The following is a 527-nucleotide window of genomic DNA, read 5'->3' as shown; positions in this document are numbered from 1 at the left end:
AGTTCAACTCTGTTGTCTGTCAGGAAAAACCTGATAATATTTCCAAATACAGTAATCATTGTAAGGTTTTTCCTTTTTATACTTACAGGTCATCAAAAGGATTTTTTATATTTTTTAAACTTTCGTTACTCACGTGTGTGTAAATCTCCGTTGTTTTGCTCGATTTATGTCCTAATAGTTCCTGTATGTATCTCAAATCGGTCCCGTTTTCAAGTAAATGTGTGGCAAAACTATGGCGCAAACAATGAATCGTATAAGGTTTGGTAATGTTACTTTTTTTTAACGTATTTTCAAATACTTGTTGCAGGCTCGCAGCAGCAATACTTTTACCTGCAAATTGGCCTTCAATTAAATACGTGTTTGGTTTGTAGGCAAAATAATAAGGCTTTACTTTATCGAGCCAGCGCTTGCTGATGGGTATCGACCGGTCTTTTTTCCCTTTGGCATTAATAATTGAAATCATCCCCCGTTTGGTATCAATGTGCTGTAGTTTTAGGTTTAATAACTTGGAAATGCTACATTTGCCT

General features: G+C 35.3%; 1 protein-coding gene. It reads right to left on the bottom strand.

The window, feature by feature from the left end; all coding sequences use genetic code 11:
- Positions 1-82: 82 nt before the first annotated feature.
- Positions 83-527, bottom strand: a 445-nt coding sequence (locus NC99_RS07665) for a tyrosine-type recombinase/integrase (protein WP_157624652.1), incomplete at its 5' end; no start/stop codon positions are given.

The organism is Sunxiuqinia dokdonensis (assembly GCF_001270965.1).
GTDB lineage: Bacteria > Bacteroidota > Bacteroidia > Bacteroidales > Prolixibacteraceae > Sunxiuqinia > Sunxiuqinia dokdonensis.
The sequence above is the reverse complement of the archived record's forward strand: the minus strand, read 5'-3'. Positions and strand labels throughout refer to the sequence as shown.